This window comes from Burkholderia sp. BDU5 (genome assembly GCF_001522845.1).
Taxonomy (GTDB): domain Bacteria; phylum Pseudomonadota; class Gammaproteobacteria; order Burkholderiales; family Burkholderiaceae; genus Burkholderia; species Burkholderia mayonis.
In genome coordinates, this window is sequence record NZ_LOWC01000149.1 from 20,865 (window position 1) to 37,330 (window position 16,466).

Consider the following 16,466-nt stretch of genomic DNA (forward strand, 5'->3'; position numbering starts at 1 on the left):
ACATAGCATTCGACCATGCCGATCAACCTCAACGAGCTGCTGACGCCGATCAGCGAAGCGTCGCCGTGCGGCGACGATCTCCTGTTCTCCTCCGATTTCGACGCGATCCAGCACGCGCGCAAGTTCGACGATCCGTCGCTCGACCAGGGCGAGTGGATCACCGACATCAAGGAAGCGGACTGGAGCTTCGTCGTCGAGCAATCGACCGCGCTCTTGCGCGAACGGACCAAGGACCTGCGGCTCGCGGTATGGCTGACCGAGGCGCTCGCGCTCGAGGACGGCATCGGCGGACTCACGCAGGGCTACGCGCTGCTGACGAATCTGTGCCGGCAATTCTGGAATCACGTGCACCCGCTGCCGGATGGCGACGACGCCGAGTACCGGCTCGGCAACGTCGCGTGGCTCGTCGGGCGCACGGCCGAGCTGCTGCGCGCGGTGCCGCTCACCGACGGCGCGTCGAACGCGTTCAGCGAGCTCGACTGGGACGTCGCGCAGCACGTCGCGCAGGCGATCAAGCGTGATCCCGAGCAGGCGGGCGAAATAGCGCGCGGCAAGCCGTCGGTCGATCAGATCGAAGCGTCGAAGCGGATGACGTCCGTCGCGTTCTATGCGCGGCTGCTCGGCGAGCTGAGGGCGTTCCAGGTCGCGCTCGATGCGCTCGAGCAGGAGCTCGACCAGCGCGCGGGCGATGCGGCGCCGAGCTTCCGGCAGGCGCGCGACACGTACGAAACGGTCTACCGGCTCGCCGAGCGCTTCGCGAAGGAGCAGGGCTACACGCCCGACGCGCAGCCGCAGGCCGTCGCGCCGGGCATGTCGCTCGAGCGCGCGGAGCCGAGCTTCAAGACGCCGCTTTACCCGGAGGACTCCGTGCAGAGGCATACGCCGCCCGCTCCCGCGCCGATCGTGATCGCCGGCATCCAGAATCGCGCGCAGGCGGTCGAGCAGCTCCGCGCGGTCGCGAAGTATTTCCGCGGGACGGAGCCGCACAGCCCCGTCGCGTATCTCGCCGACAAGGCCGCCGAATGGGCGGACATGCCGCTGCATCAGTGGCTCGCGTCGGTCGTCAAGGACGACGGCTCGCTCGCACACATCCGCGAACTGCTCGGCCTGAAGCCGGATGACAACGCGTGAGCGTCGGCCGGCTCGCGTCGGCCGGCCATAAAAAAAGCGACGGAGAGGCCGTAAAGGGCCATTCGTCGCCGTTTCCATGTTGCTGTACCGCTCGTGGTATTTGCTGTACTGCCGCGCGCGTGGGCGGGCCGCCCGTCGTCCCGCCGCCGTTTGCGCTCGCGCCGCTTACTGCCCCGCGCGGAACTCGATCCGGCGATTGCGCGCGCGTCCGTCGTTCGTGTCGTTCGACGCGATCGGCTGATCGGGGCCGACGCCCGTCGTCGTCAACTGCTGCGACGCGATGCCCTTCGCCACCAGATAGCCCTTCACCGCGTCGGCGCGCGCCTGGCTGAGCGCGATGTTCGACGCGCGATTGCCCGAGTTGTCGGTGTGGCCGATGATCTCGACCGTCCGGTTCGACATCTTCGCGAGCGCGGCCGCCATCTGGTCGAGGATCGCGCGGCCTTGCAGCGTGAGCGTCGCGCTGCCGGTCTCGAACTCGATCGTGCGGTTCGCGAGCGTCTGGTCGAGCAGGCCCTGCTCGGACGCGCTCACGCGCAGCCCGTTCTTGATCGTGTAGGTCGGGTTCAGCGCGTTCGCCATGTCGCTCGCGAGCTGCTGGCGCTGCGCTTCGTTGTGGACCTCGCCCTTCACGTCGATCTGCGTGCCGTCGATCCTGAGCTGTCCTTTGCTGATCTGCTTCAACTGCGGGCCGATCAGCTTCTGCACGTTCGTGGACCAGTTCGGCGGCGTCGCGACGTCGCCGACTTCGATCTGATCGACGACGTTCGCGGCGCCGTACGTGTCGCGCAGGCGCTGCAGCACGGCGGCCTTCGTCGCCTCGTCGGCGACCTTGCCGCCGGCGACGACCTGACCCGGCGTCGCGTTCGCGGGCGGCGGCGGCGACACGATCGCGCCGCCGCCCGCGCCGCTTGCCGCTGCGGGAGCGGGCGCGACTGCGCCGGGCGCGACGAGCGGCGTCGACTTCACGGGTACGCCGCCTGCATCGATCGGCGTGACGGTCGCGGGGCCGACGTTGTCGGCGAGCGCGACGCCGCCGTGCAGTGCGCCGCCCAGCGCGAGCGCGGCGAGCGTGAGCCTGAAGCGGGAAGTGAGGAACGGCTTCGTCATCGCATCACGCTCCGATGAACGCTTCATGGAACGTGTCGATGCAGACACGCAGCGACAGTTGCGGTTGGTCGAGATAACTGACGAGCTTGCTGATCCCATGGTCGTTTTGCGCATGTGCGTCGATCCATTCCGGATCGTCGATGTCGATGTTGTGTTCGGCGTAAGTCTGCGGATCGACCACGCTGTGCAGGGTTTTCGCGGACGCGCCGTTGAAGCCGATGATGAGCCGCTCGCGCTCGGCAATCGTGCCGATGAAGATCGCCAGTTCGAAGTCGGCGCGCGACACGAACGGTGCGACGAGCTCGAGCCAGAACGCGGCGACGAGGGTGCGATAGAACGGATCGGTCGGCAGCGGCAGCGTGAGCCCGCGCTCGATGTGCGACGTGCCGCTTTGCATCACGGGACGCAGCAGCGAGCCGAGCGCGAGCATCGCGCCGCGCAGCTTCACCGGATGGCCGCTCGCGAGCAGCATCTGCTCGAGGCCGTACAGGGTCTGGTGCTCGACGAAATCGTTGAACGTGCCGTCGTGCGCGCTGCCCGGGCCGCCCGTGTCGATCGGCACTTGCGTGTCGCCGAGCGCCTGCAGCGCGCCGGCCGGCTCCTGTGGGCCGAGGAGGGTTTGCATCTGCGCGGCGGCGCGCGACCAGAGCCGCGCGAACGCGAGCGGGCTGCGCGCGAGGAACGGCAGCGGCCGCTCGACTTCGAGCGCCGTCGCGGCGAGGAACGGGAAGCGACGGTTCGACGCGTCGCGGCTCGCGATCATGTGGCCCGCGATCGCGAGCCGGCTCTTCGAGCCGAGGAACGCGAAGTGCATCGGCTTCGCGTTCTCGTAGACGATCTTCCAGCGCGGGTCGTCGGCGAGGAGCTCCATCGCGCGTGCGATCCAGTGGTCGAGCGTCTGCAGCAGCTGCGGATTGTGCGCGCTCTTCACGAAGTCGCCGCGCGACGGGATCTTGCCGAAGTAAGCGATCTGAGCCTGGACCGTTTGCGTCATTGCGCCCCCTGTGCGTTCGATGCTGAAGCCGCTGCGATGGCGGCCTGCGGGGCCGTGGCCACGACGCCCGATCCCGCCGGCTGCGCGGTTGCGCTGGCCGCGCCGCCCGCGCTCGCGTCGGCGACCGATGACGGCAGGCGCAGGCCGCGCAGGCTCTGCTGCTGCGGCAGGTCGCCGCCGCCGCCCGTCGGCTGCGAGGTGCTGATGATGCGCATCGTCACCGACACGCTGACGTTGCCTTGCGTCCACGTCAGGTCGAACGTGCCGTCCGGACGGCGCTTGCGCTGCGCCGAGTTGATCAGCTTCTCGAGACCGTAACGGCCCGGCTCGTTGACGAGCTGGATCGTGCGGCCGTCGAACGTCGTCGCGGACAGCGTCGCGCCGGGCGAGCCCTGCGGGTTCGGCCACACGAAGTTCATCCATTGCGGCGGCGTGTTGCGGTAGCGCAGCTGCTGGCCGTCGATCGCGATCGTGTATTCGGTCGTGCCGCTGCTCGGCTGCGGCAGGACCTGGAACACGGTTTGCGGTTCGGACGACGCGGCGGCGCTCGCCGCCGCGCCGCCCGCGAGCGGCGCGACCCAGCGCGCGAAGCCGTTCGTGAAGTCCGGCGTGAGCGCGAGGCCCATGTCGCCCCAGGTGCGTGCGGACAGCGTGTCGCCGCGGCGCACCGCGAGCGGCCCGAGCGTCGTGCCGACGAACTTCGCGATCGAGCCGTCGGGGCCGAACACCTGCGCGATTTCGCTCGCGCCCGCCTCGACCTTCGCGCTGGCGGCGAACGGATACTTGCTCGCAAGCGAGCCCTGGAACGGCTGGTAGACCTGCGCGTTCCACACCTTGTTCACTTCGACGCTCGCCGGCTGGATCACGACCGCGAACGCCTGCATCAGCGGGCGCACGAGCAGCGGACGCAGCGACTTGCGTTGCGAATCGGTCAGGCCCGTCAGCATCTGCTCGTCGACGAACTTCAGCGAATCGGCGAGCTCCGAGCCGTTGCCGTCGAGCGTTTGCTGCATCAGCTGGCGCGCGCCGGGGCCGGGGTCGCCCTGGTTCTTGATCACGTTGAAGCGCGTGCGGACCTTCGACAGCGTGTCCATGTAGCCCTTCAGCATCGACGTGCCGTCATGCGTCGCGACGATCCGGCCGAGCCCGACGAACTCCTGGCCGATCGGGCCCATCGGCGCGTCGGCGGGATTGCCGTTGATGTCGACGTTCGCCGCGATCTGCCCGCCCGGCTGACGCGTGAACCACTGCTTGACCCAGTTCACGACGCCCGTCTGCGCCTTCTTGATCGTCGCGTTCGCGAGCGACGGGTTGTCCCACGACGTCTGGTCATACGCGGTCTCGAGCACCTTGCGGATCGGCGAATCCTGCGGGTCGCCGAGCTTGTTCATCGCGTCGACCGCCTGGCCGAAGTTGCCGAAGCCCTGCACCGCGATGCCCTGCATGAACTTCTGCCAGTGCTGCGCGTACTCGGTCTTGTACATCGCGACGAGCGTCTTCTGGATCTGCTCGGGGCTGCCCTCGAGCGTCAGGTCGTCCGCCGTCGCGGTGTTCAGCACCCAGTCTTTCGCCTGCAGTTCCTTCGTCGCGGCGTCGCGGATCGCGGGCTGCACGTACTGGAACCACGCTTCGCGCGTGAACGTGCCGGGGATCGCGTAGCTGCCCGCGACGAGGCCCGCGTTGCCTTCGCCGACGATCCGCGCGATCGTCATCGGCGCGAAGCGGGTCGACGCGCGCGCCTTGATCTCTTCGTACACGCGCTGGCGCGCCGGCATCCCGCGCACGACGCGGCGCAGGTTCTCGCGGGTCTGGTCGACGAGCGCGAGGTTCGCTTCGATCATCGGCCAGTCATTGTCGGAGACGCGCGACAGATAGAACGTGATCATTCGCTCCGCACTCTTGATCATTTCGTCGCGCGGCATGTTGCCGCGATTCGTCTCGAGCCAGCCGCGCCAGAAGCGCGCGATCTGGTCGGTCAGGTGCGCCTGCTCGACGTGCCGCTTGTCGGACAGCATCAGGTAGGTCTTGAGCGCGTTGTACGCGTCCTCGACGTTGGTCGGCGATGCGTCGTTGTAGAGGCCGCCCTGCTGCGGATTCTGCGCGACGGCAGGGGAGCGGGCCGCGCCCGGCGCGGCCGGATTCGTCGACACTGGCATGGCGCCCGCCTGCACGGCGCCCGATTCCGGCGCGCGCGTCATCGGCGCGAGCTGGTCCGGATGCGTGTTCACGTCCTTCAGGAACGACGCGAGGTTGCCCGAGACCGGGTTCAGCAGGATCTGCCGCACGCCGTTGTAGTACTCGGTCAGCAGATGCTGCTCGAGACGGTCGCCCTGGTACAGGCCGAGCGACACGGACAGCGGCTTGTCGCGGCGGAACTGCTCGAGCTGCTCGATCCGGTCCTCGAGAATGTCCATCGCCTGCAGGCGGGACTGCAGGTCGTTGCGGTTCTGCTGCAAGCGGGTCACGTTGTCGAGGTCGGCCTGCACGTTCGATACGAGCTGCTGGTTGCCGATCGTCGACCAGGTCCAGCCGCCGAGCGCGAGCGCGAGCGCCGCGACGAAGCCGAAGAACGTCGCGTAGCGCATGCGCGTCTTCGTCGGGCTCGCGAACTGGCGTACCGTCTGGCGGTCCGCGAAGATCACCTTCGAGAACAGGTCGCGCAGGAAGAAGCCGTTCTTCGAGAACGCGCTGTGCGGCTTCGGCAAGCTTTGCGCGTCGAGGCCGAAACGAGTCGCGATCCGCTGCGCGGCAGCGCTGTTCGTCTCGCCTTCCTGCAGCGCGCTCGTGAAGTAGAAGCCGCGGAAGATCGGCTTGTACTGGAACGGATTGTTTTCGAACAACGTCGCAAGGAACGAGCGCAGCGCGGGCTTGATCGTCGAGAACTCGAGCGGAAAGCTCAGTTGGCCGGGCGAAAGCTTGTTGCCGCGGCTGATCGACAGTTGCGCGACGCTGATCTCCTTCAGCCCTTCGTACAGCTCTTCGAAACGCTCGTCGAACAGCGCGACGACATCGCGCTTCTCGTCCGGCTCGTACGGCAGCGTCGCGCCCCATACGCGGTCGTATTCCTGGCGGTCGCTGCTGCTGAAGAATTCGGTGAAGCCCGTGATCAAGTCGGCCTTCGTGAACATCACGTAGACGGGCGCGAATACTTCGAGCTTCTCGGTGAGTTCCTGTACGCGCTGGCGCAGGTTCTTCGCGAGGTTGATCGCGAATTCGGGACGGTTGCCGGTCAGCTCGGCGATGCTCGCCGTGACGATGATCCCGTTGATCGGCGCCTTCGGACGATGGCGCTTCAGCAGATCGAGGAAGCCGAGCCATTCGCTGCGGTCTTCCTCGTGCACCGAATAGCGGCCCGCGGTGTCGAGCAGGATGCCTTCCGTCGTGAAGAACCAGTCGCAGTTCCGGGTGCCGCCGATCCCGTGGATCACCGCGCTGTTCTTGTCCGCGAACGGAAACTGCAATCCCGAGTTGATGACGGCGCTGCTCTTGCCCGCGGCCGGGTTGCCGATCACGATGTACCACGGCAGCTCGTAGAGCGCGGAGCCGCCCGACACCTGACCGATCTTCGATGTCTTGATCGTCTTCACCGTGTCGGCGAGACGGGTGCGCAGCACGTCGAGGTCCGCCTGCTTCGCGGGCTCGGCCGCGGCGGCGGACATCTTGCCTGTTTCGGCCTGCTGCTCGAGGATATCGCCGAGCCGGCGGTTCGCGCGGCGCACGCGCCAGCGGCGCCAGAGCTTCGTCGCGAGCCAGAGCGCGACGGCGACGGCGAACGCGACGGCCGCCCATGCGAAGCCGATCTGTAGCGCATCGGCCGCGAGGAACAGAACCGCGGCGAGCGCGGCGAAGCCGACGATCGTGAGCGTGCGAGGGTGAGTCAACACGTTGAGGAAGCGTTGCATAGGACGTTCAGGTTCCGGTGCGATTCAATAAGGCGAATTGAGCGGCGGCGCGATGCGCGCGTGCCGTGCCGACAAGCGTGACGGCATCGGGTGACGTCACGTTGTCGTGAATGCATCTAGGGAGAAGAAGGGCCGCCTCGGCGGAGCGGGCGGCGGCGCGCTCGCGCGCAATGCGTTCATCGACGGGCGGGCGGCGCATCGCGCCAGCCGGCGCGCGCCGATCGAATGATTGCCGGATTGTGTTCCCGTCGCGATGTTTGGTTGGCCCATGCCGCCCTCATTATTTCCTACTCGTCCTTTATCGAGCGGACGAGCGCCCCAGCTTGAAGCCGGGCTTATGGTATTCGACGTGTCCGAGATCCATCAATTTCCATCGGCCACCCCAGGTCAAGCCGACCTCTTCGGCGACTTGTCCGTACAACTGATAGCCTCGCATGGCCCACGGATCTTTTTCCGAGATGACGAGCTTGCCGTCGCGCAGGAATGCGTTGTCAGCCGCCAGTCCGTATTGGTGATAGCTCTGGAACGCCGCCGCATTGGTGACGTTGCCGCCCATTTGCGCCAATCGGTTTTGTCGCTCGGGGCTGCGATAGCCTTCGAGCAACGCCATTTCATAGCCGTATCGCTCGTGCATGATCTTGTAGACGAGCAACAGGCGCGTTCTGAAATCGGTATCGAGCAAATTCCAATCGCGGCTTGCGTCCTTCAGCGCGGGCCGAACCTGCTCGACCTCGCGGGTGGCGAAGACTTCGGGCGGCAGCGGCAACGGCGGAACGAGCTGCTCGCCTTTTAAAAGCGCGGCAATTTTCTCGTCCGGCGCGCGTAGTGTGTCGTCGTATTGGAATAGTTGCCGACCGCGTAACGCGATAGCGATCAATGGAGGCGTCGCAAGAATACCTGTCGTGGTCGCAATCAGCAAGCGCCGCCGCACTAGTAAATTTTGCATGTCGCTTAAAGTCGAGCGCGACATTTTTGCCGATTGCGCGAGACGCTCGCGCGCAAGGGCGGCGCGATCAGTGGCGCGCCGGCTGATTCGGCCATGGAATTGGGCGACAGAATCGAATACCGTCGCACGCACTGCCGGTAATAACAGCAGCGCAGCAGCGAGGACGGCGATGGCGAAATATGCGACTAGAACGACGGCAATCAAAGAAAACCCCGGAATATGGAATCGATTGTAATTTGCAATGCTTGATCTTAGAATCAGGCCTGCTTCCGCGTAGGCCGGGACAATATTATTGCGGCGAATTAAACCAGGATTCAACGAGACACTGAATGAGCGCGCCGGACGATTCGAATTCGAAAGCCCCGCCTAGCCTGCTTTCTTCCCATGCCGGCAAAGAAAGCGGCGCGAACAACTCGCGTATTCTCGCGAATCTTGAAGGCCGCGTCTCCCCCCAACCCGAAAATGCACCGCGTTCGCGCAAGGGGCCGCTCGCGCTCGTCGCGCTCGCCGTCGTCGCGGTAGCCGGGTGGGGCGCATGGCGATTGCAGCAGCCTTCCGCCGAACATGCCGAAGTCGCGGCCGCCGCATCGGCGCCGGCCGTCGCCGCGGCGCCCGCGAGCAACGCCGTGCCGGCGAGCGCGGCGCAGATCGCGCAGGCATCGGCGCCACAGCCCGCGACGATCGTGAACGACGACAGCGTCGCGAGCGATGCGAAGCCGGCTGCGGCGTCGGCCGGCGGCGAGAGCCGCTTGTCGCGCGCGCTCGCGAACGGCGCATCCGACGTTTCGCCGACCGAGGCCGCGGCCGGAGCGACCGTTGCCGCGGCCGCGGTCGCCGCAGCGAAGCCGGCGAAGGGCGCGACGAAGAGCGTCGCCGCGAAGCAGGATGCGGCGCATGCGAAAACGGAAGCCGCGGCGCGCAAGCGTCACGACAAGACGCAGGCCACCGAAACCGCGCAGGCGAAGAAGCGCCGCGAAACCGGCGCGAAGAAGAACGGCAAGGACGATCCGGACGCCGATCTGCTCGTCGCGCTCGTCGCGCGGACGAAGCCGGCGAATCCTGCCGATGCGGCGAAGACGAACGCAAATACGGCGAATACTTCGAATACGGCGTCGAAGAAGGCTGCGGCGGCGGCCGATACGTCGCTTGCCGCGCGCGTGAAGGAATGCGGCGAGCGCGGCTTCTTCGAGGATCAACTGTGCCGCTGGCGCGTGTGCGAAAACCACTGGGGCAAGGATCCGGCGTGCCCGACGTACGCGACGCAGAACCGTCAGCCGTGACGCACGCGTGGCGTCCGGCATGCGCGCGGTGACGCGAATGTCAACGCACCACGCTTTAGCTCGGAGCCTCTCCTCGATTTTTGTTCGCTTTCCGTTGCCGACGTCGAATCGCGGTGCATGTCGCCGCGTTTGGCGATTGCTTCATTGCTTCGTCATCCCGAGCATGAATGCGACGCTGTCGCCGCGTCGACGTGCTTTCAACGCACCGACCACAACCCGATGCTGCCGAGGCTCGCCGCGAGCTTGAGCCGCGCGGTGCGCCATTTCGATACCGCCTGCACACGCTGCTTCTGCGCGTCGGCGAGCGCTGTCTGCGCGTTCAGCAGCTCGGTGAACGTGCCGACACCCGCCTTGTAGCGACCGCGCGCGATGTCGAGCGAGCGCTGCGCGTCGTCGAGCAGGTCTTTCGAGTTGTCGAGATTCGCGGTGTCGGTCTGCAGGCTTTGATAGCTCTTCCACACGTCGAGCGACACGTTCAGTTCAGTGTTCTGCACATCCGCTTCCTGCGCGTCGGCTTGCGCCTGCGCGGCCGCGACGCGGTAGCCGGACGCGAAGCCTTCGAAGAGCGGGATCGTCACCTGGACGCCGATCATGCTGCCGTGGCTCGCGGTGGTCTGGATGCCGAGCTGTTGCTGATACGAAGGACTGTTGCGGCTGAGACTGCCCGTCAGCGAAATGGTCGGACGTCCTTGCGCGCGCACCGCATCGACGTTCGCACGCGCTGCGTCGAGCTTCGCGCGCGCGGCGGCGAGCTTCGGATGCTGCCGCTTCGCTTCGTCGATTAATTGCGCGATGCCTTCCGCGAATGCGTTGCGGTCGACGGTCGGCTCGGCGGGGGCGATTTGCAGCGGTGTGTTCGCGTCGAGCCCCATCGCGACCGCGAGCGTCCCGGTTGCGTTCTGCACGTCGCCTTCGGCGCTCACGCGATCGAGCACCGCGCGGCGGTAGCTCGTCTGCGCCTGCAATTGGTCGCTCAGCGTGCCCGCGCCCGCATCGTGCTTCGCCTTGGCTTCGGTGAGGCTGTCCTGCGCGGCGCGTTCGATGGTGCGCGCCGCGTCGACCGCCGCCTGCGCGTCGCGCAGGTTGTAATACGCTTGCGCGGCGTTGAAGAGGATTGTCTGAAGCGTGTCGTCCTGCGTCGCGTTGGCGGCGGCAAGGAGTTCGCGCGCCTGCCTGAGCGCCGCGCTGCGCTTGCCGAAATCGAACAGCACCCAGCTCAGGTTGAGCGCGCCGTAGCGGCTCGTTTGAGTTTGCGATTGATTCAGCGTCACTGAGTTGATGCCGTCACTGACATCATAGGTCGTCGTTTGCCAGTTGCGCTGAATGCCGCCCGTCGCGTTGAGCGTCGGCATGTACGCGGCTTCGTTCACGCCGACCTGCGCCGCCTGCGCGCGCGCGTTCGCCCACGCCTGCCGCGCCTGCGGGTTCGCGCAGATCGCTTGAAGGATCGCGTCTTCGAGTGCGATCGGATGGCTCGCCAGCTCCGGCTGGCATGTCGCGTTCTTCAATAGCGGTGCGGCAGGCGTTGCAGACACATTCTTTCGGGTTCCGTAGATATCGAGCCATTGCGCATGGGCGGCGTGCGACGCGAAGAGTGCGAGCGCGCCGGCGGCGACGAGCGTGCGTGCGGACTTCATCGCGCTCACCGTCCCGCGATCGGTTGCGCGGCCGACGCAGGAGCGGCTGCTGCTGAGGCGGCGGCCGGCTTCGGCGCCACGGCGAGCTCGGCGGTCGGCTTGTCGAGCGCGACCTTGCCCGCGTCGAGCATGATCACGCGCGACGCGGACGCGATCGTCTCCGGACGGTGCGCGACGATCACGCGCGTCATCTTCAGCGCGCCGACCGCGGCGTTCACCTGACGTTCGCGTTGCAGGTCGAGGTGGCTCGTCGCCTCGTCGAGCACGAGGATCTTCGGCCGCTTGTAGAGCGCGCGCGCGAGCAGCACGCGCTGTTTCTGTCCGCCCGACAGCACCGTGCCCATGTCGCCGACGAGCGTGTTGTAGCCCATTGGCATCGCGACGATGTCCGCATGCACGGCCGCGAGATGCGCGCATTCGGCGACCCACTTCGGATCGGCGTCCGGATCGAAGAAGCTGATGTTGTCGGCGATCGAGCCGGCGAACAGCACGTCGTCCTGAAGCACGGTGCCGACGAGCGAACGCAGCCGGTCGAGGCCGAGGCGCTCGACGTCGACGCCGCCGATCTTGATCGCGCCGCTCGTCGGCTCGAGGATGCCGAGCAGCACGTTGACGAGCGTCGTCTTGCCGCAGCCCGACGGTCCGATCAGCGCGACCGACTCGCCCGGCTCGATCTTCAGCGACACGCCGTCGAGCACGGTCGGTTCGCCTTCGGCGTAGCGGAACACGAGATTGTTGGCCTCGATGCCCGCGGAGAGATTTTCCGCTTCGCCCGGCACGTGCCGCGCGCCGGCGTCGGATTCGCCCTGCGCGAACACGATGTCGGCGAGCCGTTCGCCCTGCAACTGCAGCATCTTCACCTCGAAGAACTTGTCGATCAGGCTGCCGACTCGGCTGTCGAACTGCCCCTTGTATGCGTTGAATGCCATCAGCACGCCGACGGTGAATTCGCCGTCCATCACGAGACGCGCGCCGAGCCAGATGATGACAAGCCCTTCGAGGCCGAACAGCAGGCCGTTCAATTGCTGATACAGGAGCTGCAGCTTCTGCACGTGCAGGCCGGCGTTGATCTGCTCGACGAGCAGCGTGAGCCAGCTCGAGCGGCGTTCGCTCTGGCGGTTGAACAGCTTGATGGTCTTCACGCCGCGCACAGTTTCGAGGAAGTGGCTCTGCTGCTTCGCGGTGTGGATGATCTGGTCTTCCGCCGCGCGCCGCAGCGGCCGATACCAGAGCCAGCGCAGCAGTGCGTAGAGGGCCATCGTGCCGAGCGCGACGAATGCGAGCGTGCGGCTGTAGACGAACATCATCGCCAGCGTGACGATCGTCATCAGCCCGTCGATCACCGCGGACAGGAACGACGTCGTCAGCGTTTGCTGGATCGTGTCGATCGAACCGAAGCGCGACACGACGTCACCGAGATGGCGCCGCTCGAAATACTGGACGGGCAGGTTCAGCAGATGCGTGAACACGTTCGCGCGCCATTGCACGTTAAGCGTCGTGCCGAGATACATCAGCGCCCATGCGCGGATCGCGCTCGTCGCCTGCTGCATCAGCAGCAGCAGGCCGAAGCCGAGCGCGAGCACGGTCAGCAGATCGCGATCCGCGCTGACGATCACTTCGTCGATCACCCATTGCAGGAAGAATGGAGAGACGAGCGTGAACACTTCGAGCGCGATCGCGAGCACGAGGATCTGGCCGAGCGAGCGCGACAGCCCGGACACGGGGCCGAGCAGCTGACGCAGCTTCACGGCGGGCGACGCCACGCGCGGCTTGAAGCTGCCTGTCGGCCACAGTTCGAGCGCGACGCCCGTAAACGAACGGGATAATTCGTCGAGCGACAGCTTGCGCACGCCTTGCGCAGGATCGTGAATCGTCGCACTCCTGCCGTTGACTTCCTTCAGCACGACGAAGTGGTTGAAGTTCCAGTGCAGCACGCATGGCACGCGCAGCTGGCCGAGCTGATCGAGATCGAGCTTCAGTGCGCGCGTGCCGAGATCGAGGCGCTGCGCGATCTCGATCACGCGGCCGAGGCCCGCGCCTTTCAGCGATACCGGAAAGCGGCTGCGCATCGTCGCGAGGTCGACGTGATGGCCGTGAAAGCCCGCAACCATTGCGAGGCAGGCAAGGCCGCATTCGGCGGCTTCGGTTTGCAGGATCATCGGCAGCTTGCTGCCGATGCCGAACGAGAGACGATCGAGGAGTGACATAGGCTGGTGACCGCGTCAGAGTTTGCCCGTCAGGCTGTAAAGAGGTTCGAGCACCCACTCGTACAGGCGGCGGCGCTCCTGCAGGACGTCGGCCTGCAACGCCATGCCGGCCTGGAGCGGCTGTGCCTTGCCGTAGGCCGTCACGCTTTGCGACTTCAGCGCGACCGTGATCCGGTAGTACGTGCCGCTCGCCGTTTGCGCGGCGGGGCCGCCGCTCGTCGCGAGCTCGGCCGCCGACAATGCGGTGCGCGCGATCGACACGACGCTCGCTTCGTACTGGCCGAACTTCTGATACGGATACGCCTGATAGCGGACGAGCACGCGATCGCCGATGTGAATGAAGCCGACCGCGGCGCTCGGCACGAACAGATACGCCTGCCAGTGCGCACCTGTCGGTACGATGCTCGCGAGCGGATGCGATGTGTCGGCCGTCTGGCCCGGCTCGGCGATCACCGCGGTCGCGGTGCCGGTTTCCGGTGCGGTGATGACGAACTCGCGCTTCGCCTCGCTTTCGATCAGCGTGCGATCGACGTCGATCACGCTGCGGTCGATTTGTGACAACTGGTTCTGCTGCTTGAGCGACAACCCCGACAGATCGTTGAGCGCTTCCTTCAGCGCTTGCGTGGCGCCGGCGCGATCGCGCATCAGGCTGTTCAGCTTCGAGCGCTGATCGAGCAGGTCGGCCTGGCGCTGCTGCGCCTGATCCTTCGAGATGTAGTCCTGCGCGAGCAGGCCGGCGTAGCGCGATGCCGCATCGGCCGCGATCGACGTGCGCGTGCGCTGCGCGGCGATCTGATCGTCGATGCCCGCGAGCTCCGCGCGCAGGCTCGCGATCTTCGATTGCAGCGTGTCTCGCTCGTCCTGTTGCAGCGTCCTGGTCTTGTCGAGCTCCTGCTGCAGCGATGTCTTGCGTTGCTGCGCCTGCTCGATGAGCGCCGCCTGCGTCTGTCCCGCGGCCGCGCTTTGGAGATCGGTGGACACCGTATAGAGCACCTGTCCGCGCGTGACGTGCTGTCCTTCGACGACGTTCTTTTTCAGCACGACACCCGTCTGCTGCGCATAGACCTTGACGAGGCCCGTATCCGGCGTGAGCACACCGTCGACCGTCGTGCGTCGGGTATAAGTACCGAACGTGAACAGCAGGATCACGCCGAGCGCCATGCTCGCGGCTGCGCCAGCCAGCATGGCGAACGACACCGGACGGATCAGCACGATCTCGCCCAGCGTCTGCGTGCGCTGCGCTTCCTGCGCGGCCGTTCGAAAGAGTGGAGTATTGGGCGTCATGGATGGACTGCCGAAAGTAGCGTGTATGTCGTCGCGGAGTCGCGTTGCGATGGCGTCAGGCCGTTCGAGCGTCGCCGCGAGCGAACGTGCGCATCGCGTCGACAGGGCGGTCACTGCGCATAGTGGCTTCGATTCGTGCTCGAGTCGGTTCGTGCATGTCTAGCTCGTCATGGATGTCGTGACGATGTCCCGGCGAACGAAGCAGCAATGCGATGCGGCGCTCGGCGTTTCATCGACGAATCGTTCGCGGCGGCCGCTCGCTGAAGATCGCGGCGGTCCTGGCCTCGGATGCGGACGATTCGATTCTCGTTGGCGTCGCATCAGAACTTATCGGAGCCGGGCGAAACAGGAAAGCGCGTTGGTCTACGTTTTGACGATCTTTGATATCTTTCCCCCAATGCGCCGGATGATTCGAGTGGATAAACAATCGGCTTGGGGACGTTGAGTGCGGCTGCCGTCCATGTCGGATCGCGCGCGCGTTGCGTAAGGCGTTTCGCGTCGGACAGGAAGTGGGATCATTCGATTCGCGTGCCCGGCGACGGGGCCGGGCACGCAGTCAGCATGACTAACCAAGCTGCCGACGCCGGAGGATCGTTCGACGTCGATGCTTCGAGAGTCGTCGCGTCGAAACGCGATTAATTGCCCGTCAGCACACCCTGGATGATGCCGACCGTGCTGGTGAGTGCGCCGGCGATGCCGTCGACCGCATGCGTGAGGATCGCGCCTGCGGAGTCGGTGAGGTTGCCGCCGAAGTTGTAGGCAGACTGACCGAGCAGCAGCACTTCGTTGCCGATTGCGCCGACCAGGTTGGTCAGGAGCGAAGCGCCGCCGACCATGGCGATTTCTTGATGATTGAGTTCTTGCATAGTGAATCTCCGAATGATGTGCAGGTGGCTGGAAAATCCATCGAGCGGTCGAGACAAGGAGAGAGGAGTCCGTCGGCGCTCAATCGATCATCGATGTGCCGTTGTTACGCGGTCGGGCCCGTGAAGATGCTCGCGATGTTGCCGAGCGTGCCGCCGACGAGCGTTTCGCCGATTTGAACCACACCCGTCGCGAAGCCGACGAGGTCGCCCGTCAGGTTCGCGCCGAGATCGTACAGCGCGCCGCCGTAAGCGCCGATCAGGCCCGTGAGGCCGCCGATCAGGCCGCCGCCAACCGTTGCGCCGCCGACGAGATCGATCTCTTGTTGGTTGAGTTCTTGCATTGCCTTTCTCCAATTAACTGCCAGATGGCCCATCTGGCGGGGTAGATCTGCGACGCCGTTGACGAAGCGCAGCAAATCAATCCGGTCCACGGCGATCGTTCGTCGCGACGAGCGGATCGATGCGTCGTGCGCCGATCCGTTCGCGACGCCCGATGGCCGCGTCGTCCTTGTGTCCGGTGCATCGCCGTTCCAGGTCGCGATGCGAGGACGCCTGATCCACGCTGTCTTCCCCTGCCTTCGTCATCAATCGGCCCCCGAACTTTCTCTTGGATGAATGGCAACGTTCGTCCGTCGTCGAGCATGGCGACTCGATCATCGACGAACGGCCCCGAGCCGGAGGCAACGCGCATCGACCGGTTGCGCAGGTTCAGCAAATTCGTTACGACTGGCGGCATGTTGCGATGCCCGCGTTGTCGTGGGGCAATTATCAAAGGTCGGATTGAACTGTTAAGTTCGGTAGCGTACTCATCATCACGGTGCAGCCCGTCGATTTAATCGACGTTTAAACGACGTTGAAAAGAATCATGATCTAGTTCTAACGATCGAACGATTCTTGATTAGAAGTGGATGAAATTCGCATTGATGTGATATAGGCGCTGTCACGTTGGCGGGTGTGGTCGCGTAAGATGAGGCGATGAAACCGAAAGCGCTCTACCACGGCCACCGATTCCCCGCAGCGATCATCAGCCAGGGGCGCTGTCACGTTAGCGGAGTATGTTCACAAGGGGCGGGGGCGCGACCTGCATGTTTCATGCGGCAGACGGATTC

The 16,466-nt window shown here is 65.7% G+C and carries 13 protein-coding genes; 3 read left to right on the forward strand and 10 right to left on the reverse strand.

From position 1 onward, the window contains the following. Positions 1-15: 15 nt before the first annotated feature. A complete protein-coding gene (tssA, locus tag WS69_RS23690; RefSeq protein ID WP_059473108.1) occupies positions 16-1,131 on the forward strand; it encodes a type VI secretion system protein TssA in 1,116 nt (371 codons plus the stop codon). A 165-nt stretch (positions 1,132-1,296) separates the two neighbouring features. Here tssA and WS69_RS23695 read toward each other — a convergent pair whose 3' ends face one another. The 5 genes from WS69_RS23695 to WS69_RS23710 all read right to left on the reverse strand — a co-directional run bounded on the left by WS69_RS23695 (position 1,297) and on the right by WS69_RS23710 (position 8,287). Further along, on the reverse strand, positions 1,297-2,241 hold the full coding sequence (locus WS69_RS23695; RefSeq protein WP_059473118.1) for an OmpA family protein: 945 nt from the start codon (positions 2,239-2,241) through the stop codon (positions 1,297-1,299). A gap of 4 nt (positions 2,242-2,245) precedes the next feature. Beyond that, complete coding sequence (gene tagF, locus WS69_RS23700; protein ID WP_059473109.1) at positions 2,246-3,235, reverse strand: type VI secretion system-associated protein TagF; 990 nt, start codon at positions 3,233-3,235, stop codon at positions 2,246-2,248. Then, positions 3,232-7,137, reverse strand: a complete 3,906-nt coding sequence (gene tssM / locus WS69_RS23705) for a type VI secretion system membrane subunit TssM (RefSeq protein ID WP_059473110.1) — start codon at positions 7,135-7,137, stop codon at positions 3,232-3,234. The genes tagF and tssM overlap by 4 nt, the downstream gene beginning before the upstream one ends. Before the next feature lie 7 nt (positions 7,138-7,144). After that, a complete protein-coding gene (locus WS69_RS33730; RefSeq protein ID WP_156438360.1) occupies positions 7,145-7,336 on the reverse strand; it encodes a hypothetical protein in 192 nt (63 codons plus the stop codon). Between the two features lie 99 nt (positions 7,337-7,435). After that, positions 7,436-8,287 (reverse strand): M15 family metallopeptidase, encoded by an 852-nt coding sequence (locus WS69_RS23710; protein ID WP_059473111.1) that lies wholly within the window; start codon positions 8,285-8,287, stop codon positions 7,436-7,438. Positions 8,288-8,412: 125 nt separating this feature from the next. On the opposite strand from WS69_RS23710, the gene WS69_RS23715 reads away from it, so the two are divergent. Further along, positions 8,413-9,363, forward strand: coding sequence for a hypothetical protein (locus WS69_RS23715; protein ID WP_059473112.1), 951 nt, complete (start codon positions 8,413-8,415; stop codon positions 9,361-9,363). A 197-nt stretch (positions 9,364-9,560) separates the two neighbouring features. On the opposite strand, the gene WS69_RS23720 is transcribed toward WS69_RS23715, so the two are convergent. The 5 genes from WS69_RS23720 to WS69_RS23740 form a co-directional block, all read right to left on the reverse strand. Next, a complete protein-coding gene (locus WS69_RS23720) occupies positions 9,561-11,009 on the reverse strand; it encodes a TolC family protein (RefSeq protein ID WP_059473113.1) in 1,449 nt (482 codons plus the stop codon). Next, complete coding sequence (locus tag WS69_RS23725) at positions 11,006-13,207, reverse strand: peptidase domain-containing ABC transporter (RefSeq protein ID WP_059473114.1); 2,202 nt, start codon at positions 13,205-13,207, stop codon at positions 11,006-11,008. The genes WS69_RS23720 and WS69_RS23725 overlap by 4 nt, the downstream gene beginning before the upstream one ends. A 15-nt stretch (positions 13,208-13,222) precedes the next feature. Beyond that, the gene (locus tag WS69_RS23730) at positions 13,223-14,491 is read right to left on the reverse strand and encodes an HlyD family secretion protein (protein ID WP_059473115.1); all 1,269 of its coding nucleotides are present in this window, start codon (positions 14,489-14,491) and stop codon (positions 13,223-13,225) included. A 635-nt stretch (positions 14,492-15,126) separates the two neighbouring features. Further along, positions 15,127-15,357 carry a hypothetical protein gene (locus WS69_RS23735; protein WP_059473116.1) on the reverse strand — a complete coding sequence of 77 codons (231 nt, stop codon included), beginning with the start codon at positions 15,355-15,357 and terminating at the stop codon, positions 15,127-15,129. A 104-nt stretch (positions 15,358-15,461) separates the two neighbouring features. After that, complete coding sequence (locus WS69_RS23740; protein ID WP_059473117.1) at positions 15,462-15,698, reverse strand: hypothetical protein; 237 nt, start codon at positions 15,696-15,698, stop codon at positions 15,462-15,464. A gap of 58 nt (positions 15,699-15,756) precedes the next feature. On the opposite strand from WS69_RS23740, the gene WS69_RS34295 reads away from it, so the two are divergent. Then, the gene (locus tag WS69_RS34295) at positions 15,757-15,972 is read left to right on the forward strand and encodes a hypothetical protein (RefSeq protein ID WP_197419302.1); all 216 of its coding nucleotides are present in this window, start codon (positions 15,757-15,759) and stop codon (positions 15,970-15,972) included. The last annotated feature ends 494 nt before the right edge of the window (positions 15,973-16,466 follow it).